The 26,430-nt window shown below is 70.2% G+C and carries 13 protein-coding genes, 1 tRNA gene and 1 rRNA gene; 11 read left to right on the top strand and 4 right to left on the bottom strand.

Annotated elements, in window-relative coordinates:
* The 3 genes from rrf to ACIBK4_RS23975 form a co-directional block, all read left to right on the top strand.
* Window positions 1-87, top strand: a 5S ribosomal RNA gene (gene rrf / locus ACIBK4_RS23985); the annotation flags it as partial.
* A 113-nt stretch (window positions 88-200) separates the two neighbouring features.
* Window positions 201-863: a DegT/DnrJ/EryC1/StrS family aminotransferase gene (locus ACIBK4_RS23980; RefSeq protein WP_033287124.1), complete on the top strand. Its 663-nt coding sequence runs from the start codon at window positions 201-203 to the stop codon at window positions 861-863.
* Window positions 864-958: 95 nt separating this feature from the next.
* Window positions 959-1,034, top strand: a tRNA-Thr gene (locus ACIBK4_RS23975).
* 54 nt (window positions 1,035-1,088) lie between these two features.
* Here the strand turns inward: ACIBK4_RS23975 and ACIBK4_RS23970 are convergent.
* Entirely contained in the window at window positions 1,089-3,839 is a 2,751-nt protein-coding gene (locus ACIBK4_RS23970; RefSeq protein WP_398997284.1) for a SpoIIE family protein phosphatase, read from the bottom strand.
* Between the two features lie 378 nt (window positions 3,840-4,217).
* Here ACIBK4_RS23970 and ACIBK4_RS23965 point away from each other — a divergent pair, with 378 nt between their 5' ends.
* The 8 genes from ACIBK4_RS23965 (at window position 4,218) to ACIBK4_RS23930 (ending at window position 18,042) form a co-directional block, all read left to right on the top strand.
* A complete protein-coding gene (locus ACIBK4_RS23965) occupies window positions 4,218-9,677 on the top strand; it encodes a HAMP domain-containing protein (protein WP_398997282.1) in 5,460 nt (1,819 codons plus the stop codon).
* A gap of 286 nt (window positions 9,678-9,963) precedes the next feature.
* On the top strand, window positions 9,964-10,641 hold the full coding sequence (locus tag ACIBK4_RS23960) for a response regulator (protein ID WP_363101542.1): 678 nt from the start codon (window positions 9,964-9,966) through the stop codon (window positions 10,639-10,641).
* Window positions 10,642-10,764: 123 nt separating this feature from the next.
* Window positions 10,765-13,485, top strand: coding sequence for a DNA translocase FtsK (locus ACIBK4_RS23955; protein WP_398997279.1), 2,721 nt, complete (start codon window positions 10,765-10,767; stop codon window positions 13,483-13,485).
* A 264-nt stretch (window positions 13,486-13,749) separates the two neighbouring features.
* A complete protein-coding gene (locus ACIBK4_RS23950) occupies window positions 13,750-14,607 on the top strand; it encodes a helix-turn-helix domain-containing protein (RefSeq protein WP_398997277.1) in 858 nt (285 codons plus the stop codon).
* A gap of 94 nt (window positions 14,608-14,701) precedes the next feature.
* A complete protein-coding gene (gene rimO, locus ACIBK4_RS23945; protein WP_398997275.1) occupies window positions 14,702-16,174 on the top strand; it encodes a 30S ribosomal protein S12 methylthiotransferase RimO in 1,473 nt (490 codons plus the stop codon).
* A complete protein-coding gene (pgsA, locus tag ACIBK4_RS23940; RefSeq protein ID WP_398997273.1) occupies window positions 16,171-17,016 on the top strand; it encodes a CDP-diacylglycerol--glycerol-3-phosphate 3-phosphatidyltransferase in 846 nt (281 codons plus the stop codon). Before rimO ends, pgsA begins: the two co-directional genes overlap by 4 nt.
* Window positions 17,013-17,558 carry a CinA family protein gene (locus tag ACIBK4_RS23935; protein WP_398997271.1) on the top strand — a complete coding sequence of 182 codons (546 nt, stop codon included), beginning with the start codon at window positions 17,013-17,015 and terminating at the stop codon, window positions 17,556-17,558. Before pgsA ends, ACIBK4_RS23935 begins: the two co-directional genes overlap by 4 nt.
* A gap of 109 nt (window positions 17,559-17,667) precedes the next feature.
* Window positions 17,668-18,042, top strand: a complete 375-nt coding sequence (locus ACIBK4_RS23930) for a helix-turn-helix domain-containing protein (protein WP_019060943.1) — start codon at window positions 17,668-17,670, stop codon at window positions 18,040-18,042.
* 1,146 nt (window positions 18,043-19,188) lie between these two features.
* Here ACIBK4_RS23930 and ACIBK4_RS23925 read toward each other — a convergent pair.
* The 3 genes from ACIBK4_RS23925 to ACIBK4_RS23915 all read right to left on the bottom strand — a co-directional run bounded on the left by ACIBK4_RS23925 (window position 19,189) and on the right by ACIBK4_RS23915 (window position 26,153).
* Window positions 19,189-19,953: an SDR family NAD(P)-dependent oxidoreductase gene (locus ACIBK4_RS23925; protein WP_398997268.1), complete on the bottom strand. Its 765-nt coding sequence runs from the start codon at window positions 19,951-19,953 to the stop codon at window positions 19,189-19,191.
* A 32-nt stretch (window positions 19,954-19,985) separates the two neighbouring features.
* On the bottom strand, window positions 19,986-20,876 hold the full coding sequence (locus ACIBK4_RS23920) for a DNA-formamidopyrimidine glycosylase family protein (RefSeq protein ID WP_398997266.1): 891 nt from the start codon (window positions 20,874-20,876) through the stop codon (window positions 19,986-19,988).
* A gap of 66 nt (window positions 20,877-20,942) precedes the next feature.
* On the bottom strand, window positions 20,943-26,153 hold the full coding sequence (locus ACIBK4_RS23915) for an ATP-dependent helicase (protein ID WP_398997264.1): 5,211 nt from the start codon (window positions 26,151-26,153) through the stop codon (window positions 20,943-20,945).
* Window positions 26,154-26,430: the final 277 nt, after the last annotated feature.

Here is a 26,430-nt window from a genome sequence, read left to right as displayed (position 1 = left end):
GGTTACATTCCGAACCCGGAAGCTAAGCCTTACAGCGCCGATGGTACTGCAGGGGGGACCCTGTGGGAGAGTAGGACGCCGCCGAACAAATATTGAAAGGGTTGGATCCTGAACTTCGGTTCGGGGTCCAACCCTTTTTTGTTGTGCGTCACTTGAAGTTCACGTTGCGCAATCACCATCCGAGCATGGGTACTGCTGCAATGCTCAGGGCCGCAGGCGTCGGACTCGGTGACGAGGTCGTCGTGCCGGCGTTCGGGAACGTGGAAGTCGCCGAGGCCGTCACCCTGGCGGGTGGCCTCCCGGTGTTCGCCGACATAGATCCGGTGACCTACTGCCTGGACGTGTCCGCTGTCGAAGCGGCCGTAACTCCGCGTACCGCGGCGATAGTTGTCGTACATCGATTCGGTCGGTCGGCTGATGTCGGGCGGTTGCTCGGGGTTGGGCAGCGGCATGGGCTGCTGGTGTTGCAGCAGGGGGAGTCCGAGGCGCCGTACGACGAAGTCGCTCAGCGGCGGGAGCGGGCTGCCTATCTTGATGCGAAGTTGCGGGGGGTGCGGACGCCCGATGGTGGGGACGGGCACACCTACCAGCAGTACGTCGTGCGGGTGCCGGGGAACGGGCGGCCGGATCGGGATGCCTTCGCTCGGGCCGTGCGCGGTAGGGGAGTTGAGTGCCGGGTGCCGGTGAAGACTCCTGTGCATCGGCTGCCGGAGTTCCGGCGGTGTGTGGCTCTGCCGGAGACCGAGCGGGCCGCCGACGAGACCCTCGCGCTGCCCGTGGACGCCTCGTTGACCAAGCGGGAGATGCAGAGGATCGTTTCTGCATGCAACGCGCTCGGGGGACTGTTGCAGCCCGCTTTCTGATCGAGTCGGGGTCGGGAGGCGGTGGTTGGGCGCACGGGCCTGTTCGGGGTATGATTCTTTTCGTTGCCGCGAGGGAAACCTCGGGAAAGTGACAGGCCCTCTTAGCTCAGTCGGTAGAGCGTCTCCATGGTAAGGAGAAGGTCAACGGTTCGATTCCGTTAGAGGGCTCCAGACATCAGAAGGCCCCGCCCAATTGGGCGGGGCCTTCTGCGTGTTCGGGGTCGGTCAGTCCTTCTGGAGGCCCGGGACGCGCATCGCCAGGATCGCCATGTCGTCGGACGGGGCGTCGGAGGCGAAGCGTTCGACCGCGCGCATGACGCGGGCCGCGACTGCTCCCGCTGTGAGGCCCGTGCAGGTCGTGAGGACGTCGGTGAGGCCGTCGTCGCCCAGCATGCGGGTGCCCTCGCGGCGCTCTGTGACGCCGTCCGTGACGCACAGGAGGACGTCTCCGGGGTCGAGGGTGACCGTCTGCTCGTAGAGCTCCAGGTCGTCCATGACGCCGAGGAGGGGCTGGGGTTCGGCGGCGGGTTCGACGGTGCCGTCCTGGCGGAGGCGGAGCGGGAGGGGGTGGCCGGCGCAGACCACCTTCAGTTCGGCGCTGCCGTCCTCCTGGGGCCACAACTCGCCGTAGAGGAGCGTCAGGAAGCGGCTGCGGGCTCCCTCGTCGAGGATCGCGGAGTTGAGGCGCTCCAGGACCGCGGGGCCGCCGAAGCCCTCCCTGGCGAGCAGGCGGAGGGCGTGGCGGGCCAGGCCGGTGACCGCGGCGGCCTCGGGTCCTGTGCCGCAGACGTCGCCGATGGCGAAGCCGTAGACGCCGTCTCGGATGGGGAACAAGTCGTAGAAGTCGCCGCCTACTTCGTTGCCCTCGCCGGCCGCGCGGTAGATGACCTCGACCTCTACGCCCTCGATGTGCGGGAGGTCGGGGGGCAGGAGGCTGCGCTGGAGGGACTGGCTGATCGCCGTGCGTTCCGAGTACAGGCGGGCGTTGTCCAACGCCAGCGCCGCTCGGCGGCTCAAGTCCTCGGCCAGTTCCAGGATTTCCTGGCGGAAGTGTTCGTCGGTGGGCTTGCCGAGGGTCAGCATGCCGATGACGCGGTTGCGGGCGACCAGGGGGAGGACGACTGTCTCGCCGCCAACGGCGGATGCCGTAGCGAGAGTTGGGCCGATGCCCGAGCTGACGCGGCGGGTCGGCTCGCCGAGGCCGAGGCTGCGCATGGAGGTGCGCAGGGCGGCCTGGTGGGCGGCCTCGGCGGGGGCGGCCCAGACGCGGGCGCCGGGGGTGGGGACCGGGTCCGGAGGGGCGATCTTCGAGAGCAACGACTTGATGCCGTCGATGAGTTCCTCGTCCTCATGGAGGACATACGAGAGGTACGGGTCCGAGGACTGGTCGGCGATTGTGTAGACCGCGCACCAGGTGGCGAGCGTCGGGACCGTCATCTGGGCCATCAGGGCCAGGGTTTGGTCGCGGTCCAGGGTGCCGGCGAGGAGGTCGGAGGCCTCGACCAGGAAGCTGAGGGAGCCGCGGCGCAGGCGTTCCAGTTCGCCCAGGCGGGCCGATTCCACCGCCAACGCGATGCGGTCCGCGGCGAATTGGAGGCGGAGCGCTTCTTCGTTCGAGTACTTGTTGGGGCCTTCGGCGGCCACTCCGAGGGAGCCGGTGAGGCGGCCCTCCACCTTCAGGGGGACTGTGACGACCGAGCGCATTCCGGTGCCGCTGAGGAGCGGGACGGCGCCCGGGACGGCCTGGAGGTCCTCGTGGACGGCCGGCATGCGGGCGGAGCCGTAGCGGCCGGGGCCCGCTTCGACGGGCACGCGCGCGAAGCGCTGGCGGGCGGAGGGCAGGCCGGTGGAGGCGCGGACCTCCAACTCCGTTTCGTCGTCGGTCGCGAGGAGGAGGAAGGCGGAGTCTCCGTCGAGCATGTCGCGGGCGCGTTCGACCGTGCGCTGGAGGAGGCCGTCGAGGTCGTCCGGCGCGGGGGAGCCGATGAACACCTCGAACGGGTCGGTGTTCTGGCCGTCCGGGGTGGACGCCGCGTCGGGGGCGGGGCCGCGCAACGGGGTCTGCAGAACCGCGCGTTCGTGGTCCCGCACCAGGAGGCACACGGTTGACGGCTCGCCGTCCGTGTCGCGGACGCGGAGGTGGGAGGCGTAGACCGGGGTCACGCGGCCGTCGGCGCCGCGGATGCCGTAGGTGCCCTCCCAGCGGGAGAGGCGGAGGGCCTCGGCGATGCCGGTGCTGGTGCCCGGGGTGTGCGGCCAGGCGGCGAGGTCGGTGAGGGGCTTGCCGGTGACCTGCTCTGCGGCGTAGCCGAAGAGTTCCTCGGCGTCCTCGTTCCAGGACGCGATGGAGCCCGTACGGTCGATCTGGACGACCGCGACGCGGACTCTGCCGTCGGCGAGCGGGAGCAGGGCGGCCGGGAGGGACGGGCCGGCCGCGCGGGTGCCCACCGGGCGGGCGGGGAGGTCGAGTTGGAACCAGACCAGCTTCTTGGTGGGGGTGTAGTCGACGCCCCAGCGGCTGGCCAGGGCCGCGCACAGTTGGAGGCCGCGGCCGCCCTCGCGGTCGGGGCTGCTCATGCTGATCGCGGCCCCCTGGAGGGGGATCTCGCGCTCCGGGTAGTGGTCGGCGACCTCGATCCTCACGCCGTCGTCACTCCGTAGACACAGAACATCCGCGGCCGTGCCCGCGTGGACCACGGCGTTGGTCACCAGCTCGCTGGTGAGGACCACGGCGTCGTCGACGATGTCGGCGAAGCCCCAGCCCTGCAGGGTGTCGCGGACGAAGGACCGCGCGGTGGCGACCGATCGTCCCACGGGGTCGAAACTGGCGGCCGCGCGCGCGGTGATCACAGAACTCCTCGGCCTGTCGTCGGCGGGCAGGTCACCATGGCCGATCGTCGCCTGCCGGGGCACCGGCTGGTTTCCGGTCGGCGGGGGATCCTGGGGCGTTCCCCCAGGATGCAGTCCGGTGGTCATGGTGCGGTGCCCCTCCGATGCCTGCCCGCTCGTGCTCGTGCCACCGCCCAGGCCGGACGGAACCGGCGCGGCTGGACAGCCGCATGCAAGGTTACTTACCTTCACCGTCCATGCGGATGCCGGTCCGCAGTGTTTCCGTCCTCAGGGTGTGCGGACCGTGTGCGAAGCTGCCGAACTGTTATGGCCTGGTTCAGGCAGGGTGAAACACTGGGCAGGATTCTGGTGAAGGTCCGGGCAGGCCGGGTGTCTTCCGTGTACGGAGGGCAGCAAGCCCTGTTGAAGCCCGGTAAACCGGGCAGAGATACGCGGCAGTAACTGATACGCCGAGCAGTAGCACCCAGAACAGCAGTAACGGTCGACCCCTGCGGGAGGGACACAGTGGAGTCTGGCGCAGCGACGCGGGCCACCAAGACGCGCGCGAAAGGCGGACAGTCCCTGAAGAACCAGCGCAAACCGCGCAATGGGACCACGGAGGTGGACGCTGCCTCCTTGGACCGGCTGCTGACGGCTCTGGTCTCCATGCGGGACGGGAACTTCCGCAAGCGGCTCACGGTGTCCGGCGACGGCGTGATGTCGGAGATCGCCGCCGTGTTCAACGAGGTGGCCGACCGCAATCTGCATCTCACGGGCGAGCTGTCCCGGGTGCGGCGCATGGTGGGCCGCGAGGGAAAGCTCACGGAGCGGCTGGAGACGGGCGCCTGCGAGGGTTCCTGGGCCTCGGCCATCGACGCCTCCAACGCGCTCGTGGACGACCTCGTACGGCCCGTCTCCGAGGTCGGACGGGTGCTGTCCGCGGTGGCCGAGGGTGATCTGTCGCCGCGCATGGAGCTGCGGACGCAGGCGCCGGACGGGACCGGGCATCCGCTGCGCGGGGAGTTCCTGAAGGTCGGGCGGACCGTCAACAACCTGGTCGACCAGCTGTCGACGTTCACCGACGAGGTCACGCGCGTGGCCAGCGAGGTGGGCACCGAGGGCAAGCTGGGCGGGCAGGCACGCGTGCGTGGCATGTCCGGCTCGTGGAAGGACCTCACGGAGTCGGTCAACACGATGGCGTACCGGCTGACGGCCCAGGTGCGGGACATCGCGCTGGTGACCACGGCGGTCGCCAAGGGTGACCTGTCGCGGAAGGTCACCGTCCATGTCGCCGGCGAGATGCTGGAGCTCAAGAACACCGTCAACACGATGGTGGACCAGCTGTCGTCGTTCTCCTCCGAGGTGACGCGAGTCGCCCGTGAGGTGGGCACCGAGGGCGAGCTGGGCGGCCAGGCGCAGGTGCCGGGTGTGGCCGGGGTGTGGAAGGACCTCACCGACTCGGTGAACATCATGGCCGGCAACCTGACGGCCCAGGTGCGCGGGATCGCGCAGGTGACGACGGCGGTCGCCAACGGTGACCTGTCGCAGAAGGTGACCGTGTCGGCGCGGGGCGAGGTCGCCCAGCTCGCCGAGACGATCAACCAGATGACCGAGACGCTGCGGACGTTCGCGGACGAGGTCACGCGCGTGGCCAACGAGGTCGGTGCCGAGGGGCAGCTCGGCGGGCAGGCGAACGTGCCGGGTGCGGCGGGAACGTGGAAGGACCTCACCGATTCGGTGAACACGGTCTTCCGGAACCTGACGATTCAGGTGCGGGACATCGCCGCCGTGACGACCGCCGTGGCGAGCGGTGACCTGTCCCAGAAGGTCACGGTGAACGTGGCCGGCGAGATGCTGGAACTGAAGAACACCGTCAACGGGATGGTCGACCAGCTGTCCTCGTTCGGTGCCGAGGTCACGCGCGTGGCGCGCGAGATCGGTGTCGAGGGTGAACTGGGCGGCCAGGCGCAGGTGCCGGGCGCGGCCGGGACGTGGAAGGACCTGACGGACTCCGTCAACACGGCGTTCCGCAACCTCACCGGACAGGTGAGGAACATCGCGCAGGTGACGACGGCCGTGGCCAACGGCGACCTGTCGCAGAAGGTCACCGTCGATGTGTCCGGCGAGATGCTTCAGTTGAAGAACACCGTCAACACGATGGTGGACCAGCTGTCTTCGTTCGCCGACCAGGTGACGCGGATGGCCCGTGACGTGGGCACGGAGGGCCGGCTCGGTGGCCAGGCGCGCGTGGACGGTGTCTCGGGCACCTGGAAGGAGCTCACCGACTCCGTCAACTCGATGGCCGGGAACCTGACTTCCCAGGTGCGCAACATCGCCCAGGTGACCACGGCGGTGGCCCAGGGCGACCTGTCCCAGAAGATCGACGTGGACGCGCGCGGCGAGATCCTGGAGCTGAAGAACACCATCAACACGATGGTCGACCAGCTCTCCGCCTTCGCGGACCAGGTGACCCGGGTGGCCCGCGAGGTGGGCACGGAGGGGCGCCTGGGCGGGCAGGCGCAGGTGCCCGGTGTCGCCGGTGTGTGGCGGGACCTGACCGACTCGGTGAACGGCATGGCCGGCAACCTCACCGCGCAGGTGCGCAACATCGCGCAGGTCGCGACCGCGGTGGCCCGGGGTGACCTGTCCCAGAAGATCACCGTGGACGCGCGCGGGGAGATCCTGGAGCTGAAGAACACCCTGAACACGATGGTCGACCAGCTGTCCTCGTTCGCCGAGGAGGTCACGCGTGTGGCCCGCGAGGTGGGCACCGAGGGGCAGTTGGGCGGGCAGGCCGAGGTGCAGGGTGTCTCCGGCACCTGGAAGGACCTCACGCAGTCGGTGAACTTCATGGCGAACAACCTGACCATCCAGGTGCGCCAGATCGCCGAGGTCACGACCGCCGTCGCCAAGGGCGACCTCTCCAAGAAGATCACCGTCGACGCCAAGGGCGAGATCCTCGAACTCGTCACCACCGTCAACACGATGGTCGACCAGCTGTCGTCCTTCGCCGAGCAGGTGACCCGGGTCGCCCGCGAGGTGGGCACCGAGGGCATCCTGGGCGGCCAGGCGCACGTACCGGGTGTCACGGGCATCTGGAAGGACCTCAGCGGCAACGTCAACCTGATGGCCAACAACCTGACCATGCAGGTGCGGAACATCTCCCAGGTCGCGGCGGCCGTCGCCAACGGTGACCTGACCCGGACGGTGACGATCGAGGCGCGCGGCGAGGTCGCGCAGCTCGCCGACACCTTCAACACCATGGTGAAGACGCTGAGTTCGTTCGCCGACCAGGTCACCAAGGTGGCCCGCGAGGTGGGCACGGACGGCATCCTGGGCGGTCAGGCGCGCGTGCCCGGTGTGGCCGGCACGTGGAAGGACCTCACCGAGTCCGTGAACGGGATGGCGTCCAACCTGACCGGTCAGGTGCGCAACATCGCGATGGTCACCACGGCCATCGCCAAGGGCGACCTGACCAAGAAGATCGACATCGACGCCCGCGGCGAGATCCTCGAACTCAAGACGACGATCAACACCATGGTCGACCAGCTGTCCAGCTTCGCCGAGGAGGTCACCCGGGTCGCCCGTGAAGTGGGCACCGAGGGGCAACTCGGCGGCCAGGCACGCGTGCGTGACGTCGACGGCACCTGGCGCGACCTCACCGAGTCGGTGAACGAGATGGCCGGGAACCTGACCCGGCAGGTGCGCGCCATCGCGCGCGTGGCGACCGCGGTGACCCGCGGCGACCTGAACCTGAAGATCGACGTCGACGCGGCGGGCGAGATCCAGGAACTGCAGGACTACATCAACAAGATGATCGCCAACCTGCGCGACACCACGATCGCCAACAAGGAGCAGGACTGGCTCAAGGGCAACCTCGCCCGGATCTCCGCGCTGATGCAGGGCCGCCGCGACCTGGACGACGTCGCCTCGCTGATCATGAGCGAGCTGACGCCGGTGGTCTCCGCGCAGCACGGGGCGTTCTTCCTCGCGCTGCCCCTGGCGGATGCCGAGGGCGAGGAGGCGTACGAACTGCGCATGCTCGGGTCGTACGGCTACTCCATGGGCTCCATGCCGACCTCGTTCAGGCCCGGTGAGGCGCTGATCGGGACGGCCGCCCAGGAGCGGCGCACGATCCTCGTGGAGAACGCGCCCAGCGGCTATCTGAAGATCTCCTCGGGGCTCGGGGAGGCGCCGCCCGCGCAGGTGATCGTGCTTCCGGTGCTGTTCGAGGGGAAGGTGCTCGGCATCATCGAGCTGGCCTCCTTCACGCCCTTCACGCAGATCCAGAAGGACTTCCTCAACCAGATCGCCGAGATGATCGCGACCAGCGTCAACACCATCTCCGTCAACACCAAGACGGAGGTGCTGCTGAAGCAGTCGCAGGAGCTGACCGAGCAACTCCGCGAGCGGTCGGCCGAGTTGGAGAACCGGCAGAAGGCACTCCAGTCCTCCAACGCCGAACTGGAGGAGAAGGCCGAGCTGTTGGCCCAGCAGAACCGTGACATCGAGGTGAAGAACACCGAGATCGAGGAGGCGCGGCAGGTCCTGGAGGAGCGTGCCGAGCAGCTCGCGGTGTCGATGCGCTACAAGAGCGAGTTCCTCGCCAACATGTCGCACGAGCTGCGCACACCGCTCAACTCGCTGCTGATCCTGGCCAAGTTGCTCGCCGACAACGCGGAGGGAAACCTCTCCCCGAAGCAGGTCGAGTTCGCCGAGACGATCCACGGCGCGGGGTCCGACCTGCTCCAGCTGATCAACGACATCCTGGACCTGTCGAAGGTCGAGGCGGGCAAGATGGACGTCTCCCCGACGCGCATCGCGCTCGTCCAACTCGTCGACTACGTAGAGGCCACTTTCCGTCCGCTGACCGCGGAGAAGGGCCTCGACCTGTCGGTCCGGGTGTCGCCGGAACTGCCGGCCACGCTGCACACCGACGAGCAGCGCCTCCTCCAGGTGCTGCGCAACCTGCTGTCGAACGCGGTGAAGTTCACCGACTCCGGGGCGGTCGAGCTGGTCATCCGGCCGGCCGGCGCGGATGTGCCGGTGGCGATCCGGGAGCAGCTCCTGGAGGCCGGTTCGCTGCGGGACGCGGACGCCGCCCTTATCGCGTTCTCGGTGACCGACACCGGGATCGGGATCGCCGGCAGCAAGATGCGGGTCATCTTCGAGGCGTTCAAGCAGGCGGACGGTACGACCAGCCGCAAGTACGGCGGTACCGGCCTCGGGCTGTCGATCTCCCGGGAGATCGCGCAGTTGCTCGGCGGTGAGATCCACGCGCAGAGCGAACCGGGACGCGGTTCGACGTTCACGCTGTATTTGCCGCTGCACCCCAGCGAACTGCCCCCGCAGGGCTATCAGCAGCTGCCCGCGCTGGAGGCGGGCGACCTGGTGGCGTCCGCGGCGGAACTCGCCGAACTCACGGAGCGGAGCGAGGTGGGCATCGAGATGCCGGCCGAGGTGAAGTCGTACCACGAGACCCAGAACGGTGCCGCCGCGCTCTTCAGGCGCCGTCGCCGGGCCGTCGAGTCCGCCCAGCTCGGGCAGACCGTACGGGACCAGTGGGCGTCCGAGGAGTCCGCGCCGACCTCGCGCCGGGGCATCCGGTTCAACGGGGAGAAGGTGCTGATCGTCGACGACGACATCCGCAACGTCTTCGCGCTGACCAGCGTCCTGGAGCAGCACGGTCTGTCCGTGCTGTACGCGGAGAACGGCCGTGAGGGCATCGAGGTCCTGGAGCAGCACGACGATGTGACGGTCGTTCTGATGGACATCATGATGCCCGAGATGGACGGATACGCGACGACGACGGCGATCCGCAGGATGCCGCAGTTCGCCGGGCTCCCGATCATCGCGCTGACCGCGAAGGCGATGAAGGGCGACCGGGAGAAGGCGATCGAATCGGGCGCCTCGGACTACGTCACCAAGCCGGTCGATCCCGATCACCTGTTGTCGGTGATGGAGCAGTGGATGCGTCCGGAGTGAAGGAAACGACCGGACTTGACGGGAAAGCAGTGGGAACCGTGCGGGGAACGTTCGGTGGCCACGCGGAGTTGCTGACTGAGTGTGGCCGAAGCCGTGTAGAAGCACGGGATTCGGGGAACCTTCTGGTCTCCCGCTACGTTTCTGCTACGTGCACAGTGACATCGCGGTGACAGGGTGTGGCGACAGGCGGGGTGCGGCTACCATGACCGGCACAAGGACGGACGGCGCAAGAGAGTCGTCCCCTGGGGCGGCGCCCGGTGCACATCCGGGGCGAGGAGGGCGGGCCATGGTGCAGAAGGCCAAGATCCTCCTGGTCGATGACCGGCCGGAGAATCTGCTGGCGCTGGAGGCCATCCTCTCTGCGCTCGATCAGACACTGGTTCGGGCATCGTCCGGGGAGGAAGCGCTCAAAGCACTGCTGACGGACGACTTCGCGGTCATTCTGCTGGACGTCCAGATGCCGGGCATGGACGGTTTCGAAACCGCCGCGCACATCAAGCGACGGGAGCGGACCCGGGACATCCCGATCATCTTCCTCACCGCGATCAACCACGGCCCGCACCACACCTTCCGGGGTTACGCGGCGGGCGCGGTCGACTACATCTCCAAGCCGTTCGACCCGTGGGTGCTGCGCGCGAAGGTCTCGGTCTTCGTCGAGCTCTACATGAAGAACTGCCAGCTTCGGGAGCAAGCGGCCCTGCTGCGGCTCCAGTTGGACGGCAAGCCCGCGGTCGGGGCGGCCAAGGAACCGGCCGGACTGCTCGCCGAGCTGTCGGCGCGGCTCGCGGCCGTCGAGGAACAGGCGGAGGCGCTGTCCAAGCAGCTCGACGACGAGTCGGCGGACGCGGCGGCCGTAGCGACCGCGGCTCATCTCGAACGCAAACTCACCGGGCTGCGCAGGGCACTCGACGCCCTGGAGCCGGGTACGGGCAGCGGAGCACCATCGGTCCCGTCGCAGAACTGACGTCCGCCGCGGGCGCAGTTGTGCGTGAGCCGGCGTCAGTTCCCGGTCTCGTACGGGCGACACGAACGGGTGAAGCAGTGGGCACACGTGTCCGCTGCCGTCTCCACAGGTAACCTCACACCTATGGCCTCACGTCCCTCCGCAGCCAAGAAGCAGCCCGCCAAGAGGGCTGCTCCGGCGAAGGCTCCGGCGAAGAAGGCCGCTGCGAAACGGGCCCCGGCGAAGAAAGCGGTCGCCAAGAAGACCGCCCGCCCGGCGCCCAAGCCGGCGCCCAGCCCCACCGGGGGCATCGTCAAGCTCGTGCGCGCCGTCTGGCTCGGCACCGCGCACGCCGTCGGCGCGGTGTTCCGCGGAATAGGGCAGGGCGCGAAGAACTTGGACCCGGCCCACCGCAAGGACGGCGTCGCACTGCTGCTCCTCGGTCTCGCGCTGATCGTGGCCGCCGGCACCTGGGCCGATCTGCGCGGCCCGGTCGGCGACCTCGTCGAGATCCTGGTGACCGGCGCCTTCGGCCGCCTCGACCTGCTCGTGCCGATACTGCTCGCGGTCATCGCCGTGCGGTTCATCCGCCACCCCGAGAAGCCCGAGGCCAACGGCCGCATCGTGATCGGCCTGTCCGCGCTCGTCATCGGCGTGCTCGGCCAGGTCCACATCGCCTGCGGCGCGCCCGCCCGCAGCGACGGCATGCAGGCCATAAGGGACGCCGGCGGCCTCATCGGCTGGGGTGTGGCGACCCCGCTGACCTACACCATGGGCGAGGTCCTCGCCGTACCCCTGCTGGTGCTGCTCACGATCTTCGGGCTGCTGGTCGTCACGGCCACGCCCGTCAACGCCATCCCGCAGCGCCTGCGGCTGCTCGGCGTGAAGCTCGGCATCGTCCACGACTACGAGGACGACGAGGAGTTCGTCGGCGAGGACGACGAGCGCTACGACGAGCAGTGGCGCGAGGCGCTGCCCGCGCGCACCCGCAAGCGCGGGAGCGCCCCCGAGGCCTACGACCCCGACAGCGCCGAGCAGGACGCCCTCTCCAAGCGCCGGAGCCGCCCCCGGCGCTCCGCGGTGCCCCAGCCCGACATGAACCGCCCCATGGACGCCGTGGACGTCGCAGCGGCCGCCGCAGCGGCGCTCGACGGGGCCGTCCTGCACGGCATGCCGCCCTCGCCGATCGTCGCCGACCTCACCCAGGGCGTCCGGGTGGGCGACCGTGAGGACACCACCCCGACGCCCGTCCCGGCCCCGACAGCGCGCCCCAAGCAGGAGAAGCTCAAGGCCGAGCCGGCCGAACGCGTCGTGGCGGACCTGACCAAGGCCCCCCCGGAGGAGATGCGCGACCTGCCGCCGCGGGCCGAGCAGCTCCAGCTCTCCGGCGACATCACGTACGCGCTGCCCTCGCTCGACCTCCTCACGCGCGGGGGCCCCGGCAAGGCGCGCAGCGCGGCGAACGACGCCGTGGTCGCCTCCCTGACGAACGTCTTCTCCGAGTTCAAGGTCGACGCCGCCGTCACCGGCTTCACACGCGGGCCGACGGTCACGCGCTATGAGGTGGAGCTCGGCCCCGCCGTCAAGGTCGAGCGGATCACCGCCCTCACCAAGAACATCGCCTACGCCGTCGCCAGCCCCGACGTGCGGATCATCAGCCCGATCCCCGGCAAGTCCGCGGTCGGCATCGAGATCCCGAACACGGACCGCGAGATGGTCAACGTCGGCGACGTCCTGCGCCTCGCGGACGCGGCCGAGGACGACCACCCGATGCTCGTGGCACTCGGCAAGGACGTCGAGGGCGGCTACGTCATGGCCAACATGGCGAAGATGCCGCACATCCTGGTGGCCGGCGCCACCGGCTCGGGCAAGTCGTCCTGCATCAACTGCCTGATCACGTCGATCATGTGCCGGGCGACCCCCGAGGACGTCCGCATGGTCCTCGTCGACCCCAAGCGCGTCGAACTGACCGCCTACGAAGGCATCCCGCACCTGATCACGCCCATCATCACCAACCCGAAGCGGGCCGCCGAGGCGCTCCAGTGGGTCGTACGCGAGATGGACCTCAGGTATGACGACCTCGCCGCCTTCGGGTACCGGCACATCGACGACTTCAACCAGGCCATCCGCGACGGGAAACTGAAGACTCCGGAGGGCAGCGAGCGGGAGCTCAAGACCTATCCGTACCTCCTGGTGATCGTCGACGAGCTGGCCGACCTGATGATGGTCGCGCCGCGGGACGTCGAGGACTCGATCGTGCGCATCACACAGCTCGCGCGCGCGGCCGGCATCCACCTGGTGCTCGCGACACAGCGCCCCTCCGTAGACGTCGTCACCGGTCTGATCAAGGCGAACGTGCCCTCCAGGCTCGCGTTCGCCACCTCGTCCCTGGCCGACTCCCGGGTCATCCTCGACCAGCCCGGTGCCGAGAAGCTCATCGGCAAGGGTGACGGCCTGTATCTGCCGATGGGTCAGAACAAACCCACCCGTATGCAGGGCGCCTTCGTCACCGAGGACGAGATCCACGCCGTCGTGCAGCACTGCAAGGACCAGATGACCCCGGTCTTCCGGGAGGACGTCACCGTCGGCACCAAGCAGAAGAAGGAGGTCGACGAGGAGATCGGCGACGACCTCGACCTGCTGTGCCAGGCGGTCGAGCTGGTCGTGTCCACGCAGTTCGGGTCGACCTCGATGCTCCAGCGCAAACTGCGCGTCGGCTTCGCCAAGGCCGGGCGGCTCATGGACCTCATGGAGTCGCGGGGCATCGTCGGACCCAGCGAGGGATCCAAGGCGCGTGACGTTCTTGTGAAGGCCGACGAGGTGGATGGCGTGCTCGCGGTGATCCGCGGGGAGTCTGAAGGGTAGGCGTCCGCCGAAAGGTCCGCCGAAAGGATGCGACCGTGATCCACCCGTTAGAGATCCTCGGGCAACCGTTTCCCTTTGCCGTACGTCAAGTTGAGCGGGAAGACAGATGGGGCTCCCACCATGGGGTCCGTGTCTGACCCGTCATCGGACTGTCCGGCCATACCGATGGCGTACAAAGTCCCACCGCCCGGTTGCCCCACCCTTCGGTACCCCCCCTAGACTGAATTTCCAGCACAGGCGGCTACACGCTCGAAAGGCGCCCCCGTGTCCATCGGCAACTCCCCTGAAGACGAGCGTCCGTTCGAAGACGGTCGCTCCGAAGAGGGTCATGAGGAAGAAGCCCGCCCTTCCGTCGGCCGAGCCCTGCAGCAGGCACGTATCGCCGCCGGGCTGACCGTCGACGACGTCAGCAGTGCCACCCGGGTCCGCATCGCCATCGTGCACGCCATCGAGGCCGACGACTTCACGCCCTGCGGCGGTGACGTCTACGCCCGCGGGCACATCAGGACCCTCGCCAAGGCCGTCCACATCGATCCCGCCCCGCTCCTCGCGCGCTACGACGACGATCACGGCGGACGCCCGGCCCCGACGCCGGCGGCGCCCCTCTTCGAGGCGGAACGTATCCGTCCGGAGCGGCGCGGCCCCAACTGGACCGCGGCCATGGTCGCCGCGATCGTCGCCGTGGTCGGCTTCGTCGGGTTCACGGCGTTCAAGGGCGGCGACAGCGACACGGACGCCGCGACGCAGGCCACCCAGGGAGCCACGCCCAGCCCCAGCAAGTCCACCGCGCCCAAGCCCTCGAACACCACCGCCACGCCCAAGTCCGACCCCTCCGACAGTGCCATCGCCGCCGCGCCGCAGGACAAGGTGACGGTCCAGGTGAGCGCGGTCGACGGCCGCAGCTGGATCTCCGCCAAGGACCACAACGGCCGGATGCTCTTCGACGGACTCCTCAAGAAGGGCGAGTCCAAGACCTTCCAGGACAGCTCGAAGGTCAACCTGATCCTCGGTGACGCCGGTGTGATCCAGCTCTACGTCAACGGCAAGAAGATCGAGGACGACTTCCAGCCCGGAGCCGTGGAGCGCCTCACGTACACGAAGGGCGACCCCGAGGTCGGTTAGTCCGGTCCTGCGGAGTGGTCCTTTCAAGGGGTTGGCCAAGATCGGCCAACCCCTTCGACGTGGGGTGTCAGTGGGACGAAGTAGTCTTGAGCCCATGCCTGAACGCCGTACCGTCGCACTCGTCACTCTTGGCTGCGCCCGTAACGAGGTGGACTCGGAGGAGCTCGCAGGCCGCTTGGAGGCGGACGGCTGGCAACTCGTGGAGGACGCCGAGGACGCGGACGTCGCCGTCGTCAACACCTGTGGCTTCGTCGAGGCCGCCAAGAAGGACTCCGTCGACGCCCTCCTCGAAGCCAACGACCTGAAGGGCCACGGCAGAACGCAGGCCGTCGTCGCGGTGGGCTGCATGGCCGAGCGGTACGGCAAGGAGCTCGCCGAGGCGCTGCCCGAGGCGGACGGGGTGCTCGGCTTCGACGACTACTCCGACATCTCCGACCGCCTGCAGACCATCCTGAACGGCGGCATCCACGCCTCGCACACCCCGCGCGACCGCCGCAAGCTGCTGCCGATCAGCCCCGCCGAGCGGCAGGAGTCCGCCGCCGACGTCGCGCTGCCCGGCCACGGCCCGGTCGACCTCCCGGACGGCCTCGCGCCCGCCTCGGGCCCCCGCGCGCCCCTGCGCCGCCGCCTGGACGGCTCCCCGGTCGCCTCGGTGAAGCTCGCCTCCGGCTGCGACCGCCGCTGCACCTTCTGCGCCATCCCGTCCTTCCGCGGCTCCTTCATCTCCCGCCGCCCCAGCGACGTCCTGAACGAGACCCGCTGGCTGGCCGAACAGGGCGTCAAGGAGATCATGCTGGTCTCCGAGAACAACACGTCCTACGGCAAGGACCTGGGCGACATCCGCCTCCTGGAGACGCTGCTGCCCGAGCTGGCGGACATCGACGGCCTGGAGCGCGTGCGGGTCAGCTACCTCCAGCCCGCCGAGATGCGCCCCGGGCTCATCGACGTCCTCACGTCGACCCCGAAGGTCGCGCCCTACTTCGACCTGTCCTTCCAGCACTCCGCGCCGGACGTGCTGCGCTCCATGCGCCGCTTCGGCGACACCGACCGCTTCCTCGAACTGCTCGACACCATCCGCTCCAAGGCCCCGCAGGCCGGCGTCCGCTCGAACTTCATCGTGGGCTTCCCCGGCGAGTCCGAGTCCGACCTGGCCGAGCTGGAGCGCTTCCTGAACGGCGCGCGCCTGGACGCCATCGGTGTCTTCGGCTACTCCGACGAGGAGGGCACGGAGGCGGCGACGTACGACAAGAAGCTCGACCAGGACGTCGTGGACGCGCGGCTCGCGCATATCTCCCGGCTCGCCGAGGAACTCGTCTCGCAGCGCGCCGAGGAGCGCGTCGGCGAGACCGTGCAGGTGCTGGTCGAGTCGGTGGACTCCGAGGACGGCGCCTACGGCCGCGGTGAGCACCAGGCGCCGGAGACGGACGGCCAGGTGCTCCTCACGAGCGGCGAAGGCCTGAGCGTCGGCCGTATGGTCGAGGCGAAGGTGGTCGGTACGGAAGGTGTCGACCTGGTGGCCGAGCCGCTCCTGGGCTCGCTCGCGTGTAGTGAGGAGGCGGGCAGATGACCGGAGTCCCGGCATCGGCGGCGGGCGGCACCTCCAGCGCGAGCGGCGCGCCCGCGAGCGCGGGTTCCGGTGCGGCCTCCGGTGGCGCCCCTTCCGGCGCGATGTCGGGCAATGTCTCCGGTGGTGTCCCCTCCGGCGGTGCGGCCTCTGGTGGTGCGGCCTCCGGTGGTGTCTCGCCCGGTGTTGTCGAGACGGGCGTGGCCGGTGGGCAGAGGCCTGCGCGCGGTGCGAAGGTCGTCGCCGCGGCCGTCAACCAGGCGAGCGTCTGGAACATCGCCAACTTCCTGACCATGCTCCGGCTGCTGCTCGTCCCCGGCTTCGTCGCCCTGATGCTGGCCGACGGCGGGTACGACCCGGCGATGCGCTCGTTCGCCTGGGCGGCGTTCGCCATCGCCATGATCACCGACCTGTTCGACGGCCATCTGGCCCGCACGTACGACCTCGTCACCGACTTCGGGAAGATCGCCGACCCCATCGCCGACAAGGCGATCATGGGAGCGGCGCTGATCTGTCTGTCCTCGCTCGGCGATCTGCCGTGGTGGGTGACCGTCGTCATCCTCGGCCGGGAACTCGGGATCACGCTGCTGCGTTTTGTTGTCATCCGGTACGGCGTGATTCCCGCGTCGCGAGGCGGCAAGCTGAAGACCCTCATCCAGGGCGTGGCCGTAGGGATGTATGTGCTGGCGCTGACCGGCTGGCTGGCCACGCTGCGGTTCTGGGTGATGGCTGCGGCCGTGATTCTGACCGTGCTGACCGGGCTGGACTATGTGAGACAGGCCATTGTGCTGCGTCGGCAGGGAATCGCCGAGCGCATGGCGGCGGCGGAGGAGACGGAAGCGTGAGTTCCACGGCCACTGAAGTGGTGCGACTACTGACGGTGAGCGGTGCGACGCTCGCTGTTGCCGAGTCGCTCACCGGTGGCCTGGTTGCGGCGGAGATCACATCGGTGCCCGGAGCTTCCAAGGCCTTCCGTGGTTCGGTCACCGCCTACGCCACCGAGCTGAAGCACCAACTGCTCGGTGTGGACGCGACCCTGCTGGCCGAGCGGGGAGCCGTAGACGCGCAGGTCGCGGCCCAGATGGCGGTCGGCGTGCGGAAGGCGCTCGGCGCCGACTGGGGCATCGCGACCACCGGCGTGGCGGGTCCCGAGCCGCAGGACGGACAGCCTGTGGGGACGGTTTTCGTGGCCGTGGACGGCCCGTTTGGACCTGATTCGGATGAAACCGGTGGCGGGAAAGTGGCCGCGCTGCGGTTGAACGGCGGCCGGGCGGAAATTCGTAGAGAGAGTGTACGGAGCGTACTCGCGCTGCTTCTGGAGCGGCTCGTGAGCGAACAGACCGGGAATGAGCGGACACAGGATACGGAACAGAACGGGGGGTTTTGATGTTTGCAGCCCTGAGTGAACACGACATCGCTCCCCGCACGGCCGCGGCGCAAGGCGGTACGGTGGGGCGAGAAGGATGCGGCTACGCGGTCCGAGGAGGGAGCCACCGATGATTCTGCTCCGTCGCCTGTTGGGTGACGTGCTGCGTCGGCAGCGCCAGCGCCAGGGCCGTACTCTGCGCGAAGTCTCCTCGTCCGCCCGAGTCTCACTCGGCTATCTCTCCGAGGTGGAGCGGGGGCAGAAAGAGGCTTCCTCTGAACTGCTGTCCGCCATCTGCGACGCGTTGGACGTACGGATGTCCGAACTCATGCGGGAAGTGAGCGACGAGCTCGCTCTCGCCGAGCTGGCCCAGTCTGCTGCGGCCACCGGTTCTGTGCCCACGTCGGTACGTCCGATGCTGGGTTCCGTGTCGGTGACCGGTGTGCCACCGGAACGGGTGACCATCAAGGCCCCCGCCGAGGCGGTGGACGTGGTCGCCGCGTGACGCTCACGCTGGTGTAGGCCGATGCGACGCTGATCGGCAGCGAGCTGATCAGTACCGAGAAGTGTGCGAGCCCCGGCCGGGGCTTCTCCAGGGGGACCTGGAGGGGAGCGGCCGGGGTTTTTCGCGTTCCGGGCGCCTTGTGCGGCTGCCCGTGGCCGTGACGGTCCGTTTGCCGGTGTGACCCGGTGCGGTCATGGTTGAGGCGTGTGGTGCGTCCGTGTGCCGTCGATGCGCCCTTCTTGCGGGTGACCGTGACGTTCTAGCGTCGGGCTGGAGGTGGGGCCATGGCGGCGCGAATAGCACGCTGGGGGCTCGCGCTCGGGCTCTGCGCCGCGTGGTGGGTGGCCGTGCTGCGGCTCGCGCTGACACCGCACGCGGGGGCGCTGGAGGGGGCTGTGGCGGCCGGGGGGTGGGGGCTGAGTCTGCTTCCGGTGCACTGCATGCCGAAGGCTCGGGCGGTGGGGGCTGTGGCTGCGGGGCGGTGGAGGGCGGCTTGGCGGGGGGCTGTGGTGCCGGTGCCGGTGCCGGTTGCCGGGGCGGTGCCGGATGTTGGGTTTGTGGGGGGTGGGGTGACGGGTGGTGGGGTGCTGCCGGATTCCGGGGTGACGGGTGATGGGGTTTGGTCGGGCCCTGAGGGGACGGGCGCTGGGGTGGGGGCGGGCCCTGGTGGGACGGACGTTGGGGTGAGGCCGGACTTCGGGGTGACGGACGCTGGGGCGTGGCCGGGCCAGGGCGGGACGGAGGTTGGGACGACGGACGCCGGGGTCACGCCAGACCCGGGTGGGATGGATGTTGGGGCGTGGTCGGATCCGGGTGGGACGGACGCTGGGTCCACGTCGGACCCGAGTGGGACGGACGCTGGGGTGTGGTCGCACCCGGGTGTGACCGACGCTGGGATGACGGACGCCGGGGTCACGCCAGACCCGCGCGTGACGGACGCCGGGGCGCGGTCGGGCTTGGGTGGGACGGATGCTGGGGCGTGGCCGGACCCAGGTGTGACGGACGCTGGGGTGGCGTCGGCGGACGGATCGCTGCCGGGCGGCGGACGATCGTCGGACGTTGGACTGTCGCCGGGCACCGGACCGTCGCCGGATGCCTGGGCGTCGTCGGCCCCCGGAACGGCGCCGGATGCCGAGTCGGAGCCTGTTACCAAGGCATCGCCACGCCGCCGTTCGGGCGGAGGATCTGGCCCGTCGTGAACGACGACGCGTCCGACGCCAGATGCAGCACCGCGTGGGCGATGTCCTCCGGCTCACCTACTCGGCCCAGCGGCGACAGCCGGGTCATCATCGCTTCGGTACGGGCCTGGGCCTCGCCCTCGTGGTGGTCGGTCATGGGCGTGCGGATCCAGCCGGGCGCGACCGCGTTGACGCGGATGCCGTGCCGGCCGAGCTCCGTCGCCAGCGTCTTCGTCAGCTGGACTACGGCCGCCTTGGCCGCGCTGTAGCAGAGCAGTCCGGCTCCTCCGGTGTCGATGGCACCGGAGGCCATGGTGATGATGCTGCCCTTGGTGCCGCGGTCGAGCATCAACCGGGCCGCCTCCTGGCAGGCGTACAGGACGCCCTTGAAGTTGACGTTCAGCACCCGGTCGAGATCCTCGTCCCGGGTCTCCAGCACCGTGCTGCTGTGCATGATCCCGGCGACCGCGGCCATCACGTGCAGGTCCTCGCAGGACTCGACGGCCTGCCTGATCTGCGTGCGGTCGGTGACGTCCAGGTGATGGGTGCGGGCGGTGCCGCCCTTGTCCTTGATCAGGGTCGCCGTCTCGTGCAGGCCCTGCGCGTCGCGGTCGGCGCAGTGCACGGTGGCGCCCGCCTCGGCGAGCAGTACGGCGGAGGCGCGGCCGATACCGCTGGCGGCGCCGGTGACGAAAGCGGTGCGTCCGGTGAGGTCGTACGCCGTGACGGGCATGAACCGACCGTACGAGGGTTTCTGACGGGTCGTCAATTAGTCGTACGGTGCTGAGTTTTGCGGGGTGGAGTGGCGCCCGGTGCCGGTCCTACCTGGCAGGTCGGGCACCAGTAGGTGGGGCGTTCGCGGGAGCCGTCGCCTTGGTTCGCCGTACGGACGGGGGTGTTGCAGCGGAGGCAGGGACGGGGTGCGCGGCCGTAGACGAAGAGGTCGGGGGTGCCGGGAGCGGTGGTGCGGGGAGCTGTGGTGCGGTTCGGGGCGTTGCTCGTGAGGGTGCTGGTGGTGTTGCGGAGGGGGCGGTCGCGGTTGGCTTCCAGGAGGCGCTTGGCGATGGCGGGGAGCTTGGCGGCGCGGTCGGCGGGGAGTGCGCCGATGGGGAGCCAGGGGGTGGCTCCGAGGAGGAAGCAGAGTTCGCTTTTGTAGATGTTGCCGATGCCGGCCAGGTTGCGCTGGTCGAGCAGGGCCTCGCCGAGGGGGCGGGCGGGGTCCGCGAGGAGGTTGGCGAGGGCCAGCTCCGGGTTCCAGCCGGGGCCCAGGAGGTCGGGGCCGAGGTGGCCCACGGCGCGGTCTTCGTCGGTCGTGCGGAGGAGTTCCAGGACGGGGAGGCGGTAGCCGACGGCCGTGCGGTCGGCGGTGCCGAGGATCACGCGGATCTGGTGGGCCGGGCCGCCGCCGCTCCAGCGTTGGCCGTTGGCGTAGACCCTCCAGGTGCCGTCCATCCGTAGGTGGGAGTGGAGAGTGAGGTCGCCCTCGATGCGGGTCAGCAGGTGTTTGCCCCGGGGGGTGACGTCCAGGACGGTGCGGCCGGTGAGGTCTGCCGTGGCGTACTTGGGCACGCGGAGGTCGCTGCGGGTCAGCACCTTGCCCGCGAGGGCCGTGTGGAGGCGCTTCGCTGTCTGCCAGACGGTGTCTCCTTCAGGCATGGGCCAAGGGTGGCACGGCGTGAGGGTGGGAGGTGAGGGCTGACCTGGGGTGCTGTGCCGCGTGGCTCATGCGCGGAGGCGCAGGCCGCGCGGTGTCGCGATGAAGCCCGCTCCTTCCAGGAGGGTGCCGATGGGAGAGGCCAGGGCCGAGGCGCCGTTGACGCGCTCCACCGTGACCGTGCCGAGGGAACCGGCTCGGGCCGCCGCCGCGAGGGCCTCGGCGGCCGCCTGGAGGCGTGGGTCCTCGGTGGCTGCGGCGTCCGGTGCGGAGGGCCAGGCGAGCAGGGTCTTGCCGCCGCGCTCCATGTAGAGCGTCAGCTCACCCTCGACCAGCACTACGAGAGAGCCCGCTTTGCGTCCCGGCTTGTGCCCGGCACCGGTCGGCGGCTCGGGCCAGGGGAGGGCGGCGCCGTACGCGTTCGCCGGGTCTGCGGCGGCCAGGACCACGGCTCGGGTGGCGAGGGAGGGGCGGCGGGTGTGGTGGTTGGCGTAGGGGGAGCTGGTGTTGCCCTGGGGTGTGGGGGCGGGGAAGTCGCGGGGGGAGATGTAGTCGCCCGGGGCCGGGGGGTGCGAGGCGGGGGTGCGGTGGTGCCGGGATGTGGGCGCGCCCGGGTTCGGGAGGCGGTCGTCCGGTGCGCCCACGCTGTCGAGGTCGTCGAAGTCGGTGAACGGGCCGAAGTCGTCGGCGAAGTCGTGGACTCCGGAGGAGTTGGATGTGGCGGATGCATCCGGGAAGCCGGGTGTTCCGGGGGTGTGGGACGTGTCGTGTCGGTCGTGGTCGGCGGGGGAGGCGTACGGGGCTTGGCGGTTGCGGGCGTCAGGCGAGGAGTACGGGTCTTGGCGGTCACGGTCGTCGAGCGAGGAGTACGGGTCCTGGTGGCCACGGTTGCCGGGTGAGTCGTAGCCGGTGCTCGGGGCTCCGAAGGGGGCGGCGGAACCGTTGCCGGAACCGGTCTGCGGTGAGTTGGTGCCGCCGAGGACGCCGAAGCCGTAGGGGTCGTTGTCCGTGAGGTCGGGAGTGGGCAGCTCGTCGCCCCGGTCGCGGGCGTTGGCCACCGCGCGGAGGCGGTCCACCGCGCCGTCCATCGCGAACTGGGCCGCGCCGAGCCCCTCCACGACATAGCCGCGCCGCGCCTGCCCGCTGTCCTCGAAGGCGGACAGGACGCGGTACGTCGCCGAGAAGCCGCCCTCGACGCCCTCCGCGGCGACCGCTCCCCGGGTCACCACGCCATGCCGGTCGAGCAGGGTGCGGGCCAGGGCGTGGGCGCGGACGGTGGGGTCCGGTTCGTGGGCGGGGAGCAGGGACCAGCGGCCCGCGACGGTCGGCGGTCCGGTGCGGGAGGCGGGGCGCGCGGCGGCGGTGAGCGAGCCGTAACGCCCGCGCGGGACCGTGCGCTTGGCGCGGTGGGCCGTAGAACCCGCCGTACGGCCGGAGCCCAGCAGGGAGCGCATGGGGGCGAGCGTGTCGTTCGTGAGCCGTCCGGACCAGGCCAGGTCCCATACGGCGTCGGCCAGTTGGGGATCGGTGACGTCGGGGTGGGTGGTCGCGCGGATCTGGTCGGTGATCTGGCGGAAGAAGAGGCCGTAGCCGCCGGAGAGGGTGTCCAGGATCGACTGGTGCAGTGCTGTGAGTTCGAGTGGGTGCGGTGGTGGGAGGAGCAGGGGGGCCGCGTCCGCCAGGTACAGGGAGACCCAGCCGTCCTTGCCGGGGAGGGAGCCGGCGCCGGCCCAGACCAGCTCGCCGGCCGAGGTGAGTTCGTCGAGCATCGCGGGTGCGTAGTTCGCCACGCGGGACGGCAGGACGAGCTTCTCCAGGGCGGACGCGGGCACGGAGGCACCCTGCAACTGCTCGACGGCGCGCACCAGTCCGTCGATGCCGCGCAGTCCGTGGCCCTTGCCGATGTGCTGCCACTGGGGGAGGAACTGCGCGAGCGCGGCGGGCGGCACCGGCTCCAACTCGTGCCGCAGCGCGGCCAGAGAGCGGCGGCGCAGGCGGCGCAGCACCGTCGCGTCGCACCACTCCTGACCGATGCCGGCCGGGTGGAACTCCCCTTGTACGACACGGCCGTTGGCCGCGAGCCGCTGCAACGCGCCGTCGGTGACCGCCACGCCCAGGCCGAAACGGGCCGCCGCTGTGGCCGACGTGAACGGGCCGTGGGTACGGGCGTGCCGTGCCAGGAGGTCGCCGAGCGGGTCCTTGACCGGCTCGGTGAACGCCTCTGGGACGCCGACCGGCAGCGCCGTACCGAGTGCGTCGCGCAGGCGGCCCGCGTCCTCGATCGCCGCCCAGTGGTCGGCGCCGGCGATGCGCACCCGGATCGCGCGGCGGGCCGAGGCCAGCTCCTGGGCCCACGGCGGCGCGGCGCCCCGCTCGGCCAACTCGGCGTCGGTGAGCGGGCCGAGCATCCGCAGCAGGTCGGCGACGCCTTCGACGTCCTTGATGCGGCGGTCCTCGGTGAGCCACTGGAGTTCGCGCTCCAGCTCGGTCAGCACCTCGGCGTCGAGCAGTTCGCGCAGCTCCGCCTGGCCGAGCAGCTCGGCCAGCAGGTGCGAGTCCAGCGACAGGGCGGCGGCGCGCCGCTCGGCGAGCGGCGAGTCTCCCTCGTAGAGGAACTGGGCGACGTACCCGAAGAGGAGGGAGCGGGCGAAGGGGGACGGCTCGGGGGTGGTGACCTCGACGAGGCGCACCTTGCGGGACTCCAGGTCGCCCATCAGCTCGGTGAGGCCCGGGACGTCGAAGACGTCCTGGAGGCATTCGCGGACCGCCTCCAGGACGATCGGGAACGAGCCGAACTCGCTGGCCACCTGGAGCAGTTGGGCCGCCCGCTGGCGCTGCTGCCACAGCGGGGTGCGCTTCCCAGGATTGCGGCGCGGCAGCAGCAGCGCGCGGGCGGCGCACTCGCGGAAGCGGGCCGCGAACAGGGCCGAGCCGCCGACCTGGTCGGTGACGATCTGATTGACCTCGCCCTTGTCGAAGGCGACGTCCGCCGCTCCTACGGGGGCTTGATCGGCGTCGTACTCCGTGCCGGCCTTCATGGGTTCCTGGTCGAGCAGGTCCAGGCCCATGAGGTCGGCGTCGGGCAGCCGCAGGACGATGCCGTCGTCGGCGTGCATCACCTGGGCGTCCATGCCGTAGCGCTCGGAGAGGCGGGCGCCGAGGGCGAGGGCCCAGGGGGCGTGGACCTGGGCGCCGAAGGGGGAGTGGATGACCACGCGCCAGTCGCCCAGTTCGTCGCGGAAGCGTTCCACGACGATCGTGCGGTCGTCCGGGATGTGGCCGCAGGCCTCGCGCTGTTCGGCCAGGTATGACAGCACGTTCTCCGCGGCCCAGGTGTCGAGGCCTGCTGCGAGGAGGCGCAGGCGGGCGTCTTCCTTGGGCTGCGAGCCGACCTCGCGCAGGAACGCGCCCAGCGCGCGGCCCAGTTCGAGCGGGCGGCCCAACTGGTCGCCCTTCCAGAAGGGAAGACGGCCCGGTACGCCCGGTGCGGGGGAGACCAGGACGCGGTCGCGGGTGATGTCCTCGATCCGCCAGGAGGAGGTGCCGAGCGTGAAGACGTCGCCCACCCGGGACTCGTAGACCATCTCCTCGTCCAGCTCGCCGACCCGGCCGCCGCCCTTCTTGGGATCGGCGCCGGCCAGGAAGACCCCGAAGAGACCGCGGTCGGGGATCGTGCCCCCGGAGGTGACGGCGAGGCGCTGCGCCCCGGGGCGGCCGGTGATCGTGCCGGCGATGCGGTCCCACACCACGCGCGGGCGCAGCTCGGCGAACGCATCGGACGGATAGCGGCCCGCGAGCATGTCGAGCACGGCCGTGAACGCCGACTCCGGGAGCGAGGCGAAGGGCGCGGCCCGGCGGACCATGGCGAGCAGGTCGTCGACCTGCCAGGTGTCCAGCGCCGTCATCGCGACGAGCTGCTGGGCGAGGACGTCCAGGGGGTTGGCGGGGCCCCTCAGGGACTCGATCGAGCCGGTGCGCATCCGCTCGGTGACCACGGCGGCCTGGACGAGGTCGCCCCGGTACTTCGGGAAGACCACACCCGTGGAGACCGCGCCGACCTGGTGTCCCGCGCGGCCCACGCGCTGGAGGCCGGAGGCCACGGAGGGCGGGGACTCCACCTGGATGACGAGGTCGACGGCGCCCATGTCGATGCCCAGCTCCAGGCTGGACGTGGCCACCACGGCGGGGAGTCGGCCCGCCTTGAGGTCCTCCTCGACCTGGGCGCGCTGCTCCTTGGAGACCGAGCCGTGGTGGGCGCGGGCGATGACCGGGGGCGCGCCCTGGGCGGCGCCGGAGCCGCCCATCAGCTCGGCCGGCGCGTGGTGTTCGTCCAGGGGCTCGCCGGTCGCGCGCTCGTAGGCGATCTCGTTGAGCCGGTTGCACAACCGCTCCGCGAGACGGCGGGAGTTGGCGAACACGATCGTTGAACGATGGGACTGGACGAGGTCGGTGATGCGCTCCTCGACATGCGGCCAGATCGAGGGCTTCTCCTTGCCCTCGCTGCCGTCGGCCACCGGGGAGCCGCCCAACTCGCCCAGATCCTCGACCGGTACGACCACGGAGAGGTCGAACTCCTTGCCGGACTTCGGCTGGACGATCTCCACCTTGCCGCGCGGGGAGAGATAGCGGGCGACCTCGTCGACCGGGCGGACGGTCGCCGAGAGGCCGATACGGCGGGCCGGCTTCGGCAGCAGCTCGTCCAGCCGCTCCAGGGACAGCGCGAGATGCGCGCCCCGCTTGGTGCCCGCGACCGCGTGCACCTCGTCCAGGATCACCGTCTCGATGCCGGTCAGCGCGTCGCGCGTGGCCGACGTCAGCATCAGGAACAGGGACTCCGGGGTGGTGATCAGGATGTCCGGCGGGCGCGTGGACAGGGCGCGGCGCTCGGCGGGCGGGGTGTCGCCGGAGCGGATGCCGACCTTGACCTCGGGCTCGGGCAGGCCCAGGCGGACGGACTCCTGGCGGATGCCGGTGAGGGGGGAGCGGAGGTTGCGCTCCACGTCGACCGCGAGGGCCTTGAGCGGGGACACGTACAGGACGCGGCAGCGCTTCTTGGGGTCGGCGGGCGGGGGTGTCGCGGCGAGCTGGTCCAGGGCGGCGAGGAAGGCGGCCAGGGTCTTGCCGGAACCGGTCGGGGCGACCACCAGCACGTCCGAGCCCTCGCCGATGGCCTGCCACGCGCCCGCCTGGGCCGCGGTGGGCGCGGAGAAGGCCCCCGTGAACCAGCCGCGGGTCGCGGGGGAGAAGCCGTCGAGGGCTCGATGTGCGGAGCTGACCATGCGTCCATCCTGCACCCGACCACTGACAATGCGTCTGACCTGCGGAGATTGCGCGAGCTCGGCACGCGGAACCGTTTCGGCGTCGGCCGGCCGCCGTGGCGGGGGCTGCCCGGATGTCTCGCGGTCGCTGTGGGCCGGGCTGCTTCGGCGTCTTACGGTCGCCCTGGCCAGGACGGACTTGGCGTGTGGGGGTCGCCGTAGCCAGGAGGGTCCAGCCGTCAGCCGTCAGCCGTCAGCCGTCAGCCGTCAGCTGTCAGCTGTCAGCTGTCAGCTGTCA

It is taken from the genome of Streptomyces sp. NPDC050528 (genome assembly GCF_044457795.1).
Lineage (GTDB): Bacteria > Actinomycetota > Actinomycetes > Streptomycetales > Streptomycetaceae > Streptomyces.
This window is presented reverse-complemented; position numbering and strand designations above follow the sequence as displayed.